This window comes from Burkholderia latens, from assembly GCF_902499045.1.
In the GTDB taxonomy this organism is placed as follows: Bacteria; Pseudomonadota; Gammaproteobacteria; order Burkholderiales; family Burkholderiaceae; genus Burkholderia; species Burkholderia latens.
Map to the genome: position 1 here is coordinate 166,892 of NZ_CABVPL010000009.1, position 6,357 is coordinate 173,248.

Below are 6,357 nucleotides of genomic sequence, written 5' to 3' on the forward strand. Positions count from 1 at the left end.
CGACACGCTCGCACGACGCGCTGCGCGCCCCGGTTCCGCCTTACGGTACCGAAAGGCACCGCAGGCGCCGGCCCGAGCCGCTGCACCGGCAGCAGCCGTCCCGATTCACCCTTGACGACGCCCCCAGGTCAACCACTGCGAACGGCGAATCCCCATGACGAAAAAAGTTTACGTAAAGACCTTCGGCTGCCAGATGAACGAGTACGACTCGGACAAGATGGTGGACGTGCTCAATGCGGCCGAAGGCCTCGAAAAGACCGATACCCCCGAAGACGCGGACATCATCCTGTTCAACACGTGCTCGGTGCGTGAGAAGGCGCAGGAAAAGGTGTTCTCCGACCTCGGGCGCGTGCGCGAGCTGAAGGAAGCGAAGCCGGGCCTGCTGATCGGCGTCGGCGGCTGCGTCGCCAGCCAGGAAGGTGCGTCGATCGTGTCGCGCGCACCGTACGTCGACCTCGTGTTCGGCCCGCAAACCTTGCACCGCCTGCCGCAGATGATCGACGCGCGCCGCGCAAGCGGCCGTGCTCAGGTCGACATCACGTTCCCCGAGATCGAGAAGTTCGACCACCTGCCGCCCGCGCGCGTCGAGGGCCCGAGCGCGTTCGTGTCGATCATGGAAGGCTGCTCGAAGTACTGCAGCTACTGCGTGGTGCCGTACACGCGCGGCGATGAAGTGTCGCGTCCGCTCGACGACGTGCTGACCGAAGTGGCCGGCCTCGCCGACCAGGGCGTGCGCGAAGTCACGCTGCTCGGCCAGAACGTGAACGCTTATCGTGGCGCGCTGACGGCCGGTTCGTCGGAAATCGCCGATTTCGCGACGCTGATCGAATACGTCGCCGACGTCCCCGGCATCGAGCGGATCCGCTACACGACGTCGCATCCGAAGGAATTCACGCAGCGCCTGATCGACACGTACGCGAAGGTGCCGAAGCTCGTGAGCCACCTGCATCTGCCGGTCCAGCACGGCTCCGACCGCATCCTGATGGCGATGAAGCGCGGCTACACGGTGCTCGAGTACAAGTCAGTGATCCGCAAGCTGCGCGCCATCCGCCCGGACCTGTCGCTGTCGACCGACATGATCGTCGGCTTCCCCGGCGAGACCGACGAGGATTTCGACAAGATGATGGCGCTCGTGCACGAGATGGGCTACGACACGAGCTTCTCGTTCATCTACAGCCCGCGCCCCGGCACGCCGGCCGCGAACCTGCACGACGACACGCCGCGCGAAGTGAAGCTCAAACGCCTGCAACATCTGCAGGCGACCATCGAGGAAAACGTCGCGCGCATCAGCCAGTCGATGGTCGGGAAGATCGAGCGGATCCTCGTCGAGGGCCCGTCGCGCAAGGATCCGAACGAACTGTCGGGCCGCACCGAGAACAACCGGGTCGTGAATTTCCCGGCGCCGCTCGCGTCGCACCCGCGGCTGATCGGCCAGATGATCGACGTGAAGATCAATCATGCGTACCCGCACTCGCTGCGCGGCGAGCTGCTGCTCGTGAGCGACGACGCGAGCACGGCCACCCACTGACGACTGACGCTCAACAGGAGCCCGACGCTACTTTGAAGACCGTCCAAGCACTGGAATTCACCGCGCCGCGCGACGACAACGCGCGCCTTGCCAACCTCTGCGGCCCGCTCGACGAGAATCTGCGGCAGATCGAACAGGCGCTCGACGTCACGCTCGCGCGGCGCGGCCACCGGATCACGATCCGCGGGCGCGGCGCGAAGCTCGCGCTCGCCGCGCTCGAGAACTTCTACAACCGCGCGCGCGATCCGCTGTCGGTCGACGATATCCAGCTCGCGCTGGTCGAAGTGCGTCACACCGCCGGCAACGGCCGCCAGGACACGCTCGACGTGCGTTTCCGCGGCGACCCCGACCATCCGTTCGACGAGCCTGCCGAGCAGCTCGACGACGCGGGCCCCGACGAGGAGCCTGCGCCGAAACTCTACACGCGGCGCGCGGACCTGCGCGGGCGCACGCCCGCGCAGCGCGAATACCTGAAGCAGATCCTGCAGCACGACGTGACGTTCGGCATCGGGCCGGCCGGCACCGGCAAGACCTACCTCGCGGTCGCATGCGCGGTCGACGCGCTCGAGCGCGACCAGGTGAAGCGGATCGTGCTGACGCGCCCGGCCGTCGAGGCGGGCGAGCGGCTCGGCTTCCTGCCGGGCGATCTCGCGCAGAAGGTCGACCCGTATCTGCGGCCGCTGTACGACGCGCTGTACGACCTGCTCGGCTTCGACAAGACCGCGAAGATGTTCGAGCGCCAGATGATCGAGATCGCGCCGCTCGCGTACATGCGCGGCCGCACGCTGAATCACGCGTTCATCATCCTCGACGAGGCGCAGAACACGACCCCCGAGCAGATGAAGATGTTCCTCACGCGGATCGGCTTCGGCTCGAAGGCCGTCGTCACCGGCGACACGAGCCAGGTCGACTTGCCGCGCGGGCACAAGAGCGGCCTCGTCGAGGCGCAGCAGGTGCTCGGCGGCGTGCGCGGCATCGCGCTCACGCGTTTCACGAGCGCGGACGTCGTGCGCCATCCGCTCGTCGCGCGCATCGTCGAGGCGTACGACGACTTCCACGCGCAGCACAAGGACGCGTGAACCCGCACGCATGAACCGCCGCCGGCGCCCCGCGCGCCGCACCGGCCGACGGCCCGGCCCGCTCGACGGCGCGCCGGGCTTCTTTTCGCGTGCGGGCATCCCCGTCCGAATTCGGGCGCGATCGGCCGTTTGGTGTATCCTCAACGCGTTCTAATCGCCGTACCCGTCATGAATTCTTCCCGTTCTCGCAAGTCCGCGCGCGCACAGTCCGACGCGCCCCAATCCCCCCGTCTTTCGCTGTTCGATGCGAAGGGCAAGGCCCGGACCCTCAACGCGCAGGGGCTGCGAATCGACTTCCCGGACGGCCGCAGCCTGATGTTCGACCTGTCGGGCAGCTCGGGCGACGCAGCCGTCGCGATCGTCGCGCAGCACAACGATCCCGCCATGCGCGCGAAGCTCGCGCTGCAACCCGAGCACTACGACAGCGTGACGCTGCACGTCGGCGCCGAGCCCGCGCCGCGCGACGAGGAAATGGAAGAAGGGGGGCGCGAACTGGAATTCGATCTGTCGGTGCAGTACGGCGACGAGATCACGGCCGACGTGCGCAAGACGCTGCCGAAGCGCAAGCTGATCGCCGAGTGGATCGAGCCGGCGCTGTTCGCCAGCGCGCAGCTCACCGTGCGCTTCGTCGGCGAAGAGGAAGGCCGCACGCTGAATGCCGGGTATCGTCACAAGGACTATCCGACCAACGTGCTGACGTTCGCGTACGATCCGGCGCCAGACGGCACCGTGATCGGCGACCTCGTGCTGTGCTGCCCGGTCGTCGAGAAGGAAGCGCACGAACAGGGCAAGCCGCTCGCGGCCCACTACGCGCACCTGCTCGTGCACGGCACGCTGCACGCGCAGGGCTACGATCACGAGACGAGCGACGAGGAAGCGGCCGAAATGGAAGCGCTCGAAGTCGACATCCTCGCGAAGCTGGGCTTCCCCAACCCGTATCAGTAAGCGCCATTCCGTCCCATGCACCACGCCGCGATGCAGCCGTCCGCGTACCCGCCGTCGATCGGCGAGGGACGGCTGCTGACCGAAGACGAGCTCGCGGCGTCGCTCGCGCACACGATGCGCGACTGGGACGGCCAGCAGGATCTGTGGCTGTTCGGCTATGGGTCCCTGATCTGGAATCCGGGGCTCCCGACCGTCGCCGCGGTGCGCGGCAAGGTGCACGGCTACCACCGCGGGCTCTACCTGTGGTCGCGCGTGAACCGCGGCACGCCCGAGCGTCCGGGCCTGGTCCTCGCGCTCGATCGCGGCGGCTCGTGCTCGGGCATCGCGTTCCGGCTCGCAGGCCCGACCGCGCAGCCGCATCTCGAGACGCTGTGGAAACGCGAGATGCCGATGGGCTCGTACCGGCCCGCGTGGCTGCCCTGCACGCTCGAAACCGGCGAACGCGTGACCGCGCTCGCGTTCGTGATGCGCCGCGACGCGCCCACCTACACCGGCAAGCTGACCGACCCCGTCGTGAAGGAAGTGTTCAGTTGCGCGGCCGGCCGCTACGGCACGACGCTCGATTACGTGAGCCGCACCGTCGACGCGCTGCGCGCGAGCGGCATCCCCGACCGCGCGCTGGAAGCGCTGCTCGCGCGATGCCGGTGACGCGCGGCACGCACGCTTGCGCGACGCGGGCCGCCGCGCCATGGCGTTCGAAGGAGAGCTACCGCCCATGAAACCGTCACGCAGATCGCGCCGTGCGCTGGCCGCGCTGCTCGTCGCCGCGAGCGTTGCGCTGTCCGGCTGCGGAATCTTCGGCTGCGGCGGCGCCGCAACCAACGGCGCGGCCGCCGGCGGCTGCTCGGCCGGCATGCGCTTCTGAATTTCGGGGATTTCGGCCGTCCGGGCATCCGCCCCCGCGCACTCGGCGTCGTTCCGCCTGGTCCGCATGCGACCCAATGCCGCTGGCGCGCCGCTTTTTTGCCACCGCTGCCCCGGCACGCCGTTCTGAGATAGGATGAACCCGACGGAACACCGCCGCGCCCGGCGCGGCCGTTCCCGAGCGGGGCCGAGCGCGCCGCGTGCCCTTGGCCGAACGGCCGCGGTGACACGGGCCCGCCATGCCCTTGGTGTATCCTTGCCTACTCCGTGACCGCGCGCCCCGGCATGACCCGGGCGCACCACCATGAACGATTCGTATCCCAGTCGTAAGCTCACCGACAAACCGCAAGAAAAGCGCTCGCTGCTCGAGCGCCTGACCGACTTCATCTCGCCCGAGCCGGAATCCCGGGCGGAGCTGCTGGAAATCCTCCAGGACGCCCACGAACGCAACCTGATCGACGCCGATTCGCTGTCGATGATCGAAGGCGTGTTCCAGGTGTCCGATCTGTGCGCGCGCGACATCATGGTGCCGCGCGCGCAGATGGACGCGATCAACATCGCCGACAAGCCTGAAGACTTCATCCCGTTCGTCCTCGAGAAGGCGCACTCGCGCTACCCCGTGTACGAGGAGAACCGCGACAACGTGATCGGCGTGCTCCTCGCGAAAGACCTGCTGCGCTTCTATGCCGAAGAGGAATTCGACGTGCGCGGGATGCTGCGCCCGGCCGTGTTCATTCCGGAATCGAAGCGCCTGAACGTGCTGCTGCACGACTTCCGCGTGAACCGCAACCATCTCGCGATCGTCGTCGACGAATACGGCGGCGTCGCGGGGCTGATCACGATCGAGGACGTGCTCGAACAGATCGTCGGCGACATCGAGGACGAATACGACTTCGACGAGGAAGCCGGCAACATCATCTCGGGGCCGGACGGCCGCTACCGCGTGCGCGCGCTCACCGAGATCGAACAGTTCAACGAGACGTTCGGCACCGATTTTTCCGACGACGAAGTCGACACGATCGGCGGGCTGATCACCCATCATTTCGGCCGCGTGCCGCACCGCGGCGAGAAGCTGCAGCTCGGCAACCTCGTGTTCGAGATCCAGCGCGGCGATGCGCGCCAGATCCACGTGCTGCTGGTGCGCCGCAACCCGCTCGCGAGCCGCCGCGCCGAAACCTCGCACGAGGACTGACCCGTCTCGCGCCGGCCGCGTCTCCTTCAACCGCTCGCCCCCTTTCGCTTCACATGGACGAACCGATTCCGTCCCGCCCGGCTGGCGGTCTTCTCGCGCCGGCGCCCGGCCGCGCGCTGCCGCGCTGGCACTATCCGGCCGCACTGCTCGCCGGCGCGGCCAATACGCTCAGCTTCGCGCCGACTCCGCACGGCGGCTGGCTGCAACTCGCCGTATTCGTCTGGTTTTTCGCGCAGCTGACGCGCACGTCGAGCTGGCGCGGCGCCGCGCTCACCGGCGGCGCGTTCGGCTTCGGCAACTTCATCAGCGGCGTCTGGTGGCTCTACATCAGCATGCACGTGTACGGCGAGATGGCCGCGCCGCTCGCGGGCGGCGCGCTGGTGCTGTTCGCGCTGTACCTGTCGCTGTATCCGGCGTTCTCGGCGGGGCTGTGGTCGTTCTGCGCGGGCCACGCGTGGCATCGCCGCGAGCCCGATCCGCGGCCGTTCTCGCCGAGCTGGCACGGCGCATTCGCGTTCGCGAGCGCCTGGGCGCTCGGCGAATGGCTGCGCGGCACCGTATTTACCGGCTTTCCGTGGCTCGCGAGCGGCTATCCGCAGGTCGACGGCCCGTTCGCGGGCTTCGCGCCGGTCGTCGGCGTGTACGGGATCGCGTGGGTGCTCGCGCTGTTCGCCGCGCTGGTCGTGCAGGCGCTCGTCGCCGCGCGGCGCGCGCCGGCCACCCCGGCCGAGCGCGGCACGGCGGGCAAC

The 6,357-nt window shown here is 68.4% G+C and carries 6 protein-coding genes and 1 pseudogene; all 7 read left to right on the forward strand.

Annotated features, from left to right (window positions below; genetic code table 11):
- Positions 1-154 precede the first annotated feature (154 nt).
- Entirely contained in the window at positions 155-1,528 is a 1,374-nt protein-coding gene (gene miaB, locus BSE24067_RS09845) for a tRNA (N6-isopentenyl adenosine(37)-C2)-methylthiotransferase MiaB (RefSeq protein WP_151067043.1), read from the forward strand.
- Between the two features lie 32 nt (positions 1,529-1,560).
- The gene (locus tag BSE24067_RS09850) at positions 1,561-2,607 is read left to right on the forward strand and encodes a PhoH family protein (protein WP_151067044.1); all 1,047 of its coding nucleotides are present in this window, start codon (positions 1,561-1,563) and stop codon (positions 2,605-2,607) included.
- 168 nt (positions 2,608-2,775) lie between these two features.
- Positions 2,776-3,552, forward strand: coding sequence for an rRNA maturation RNase YbeY (ybeY, locus tag BSE24067_RS09855; RefSeq protein ID WP_151067045.1), 777 nt, complete (start codon positions 2,776-2,778; stop codon positions 3,550-3,552).
- Positions 3,553-3,567: 15 nt separating this feature from the next.
- Complete coding sequence (locus BSE24067_RS09860; protein ID WP_151067046.1) at positions 3,568-4,200, forward strand: gamma-glutamylcyclotransferase; 633 nt, start codon at positions 3,568-3,570, stop codon at positions 4,198-4,200.
- Between the two features lie 67 nt (positions 4,201-4,267).
- Positions 4,268-4,417, forward strand: coding sequence for a hypothetical protein (locus BSE24067_RS09865; RefSeq protein WP_170297532.1), 150 nt, complete (start codon positions 4,268-4,270; stop codon positions 4,415-4,417).
- 303 nt (positions 4,418-4,720) lie between these two features.
- Entirely contained in the window at positions 4,721-5,608 is an 888-nt protein-coding gene (locus BSE24067_RS09870; RefSeq protein WP_151067047.1) for an HlyC/CorC family transporter, read from the forward strand.
- 53 nt (positions 5,609-5,661) lie between these two features.
- A pseudogene (locus BSE24067_RS09875) lies at positions 5,662-6,357 on the forward strand (apolipoprotein N-acyltransferase); the annotation flags it as partial.

Excerpts from the sequence above, each read along its gene's own strand:
- miaB (WP_151067043.1), top strand. The coding sequence starts at position 155 with ATGACGAAAAAAGTTTACGTAAAGACCTTCGGCTGCCAGATGAACGAG.
- BSE24067_RS09865 (WP_170297532.1), top strand. The coding sequence starts at position 4,268 with ATGAAACCGTCACGCAGATCGCGCCGTGCGCTGGCCGCGCTGCTCGTC.
- BSE24067_RS09860 (WP_151067046.1), top strand. The coding sequence starts at position 3,568 with ATGCACCACGCCGCGATGCAGCCGTCCGCGTACCCGCCGTCGATCGGC.
- BSE24067_RS09870 (WP_151067047.1), top strand. The coding sequence starts at position 4,721 with ATGAACGATTCGTATCCCAGTCGTAAGCTCACCGACAAACCGCAAGAA.
- ybeY (WP_151067045.1), top strand. The coding sequence starts at position 2,776 with ATGAATTCTTCCCGTTCTCGCAAGTCCGCGCGCGCACAGTCCGACGCG.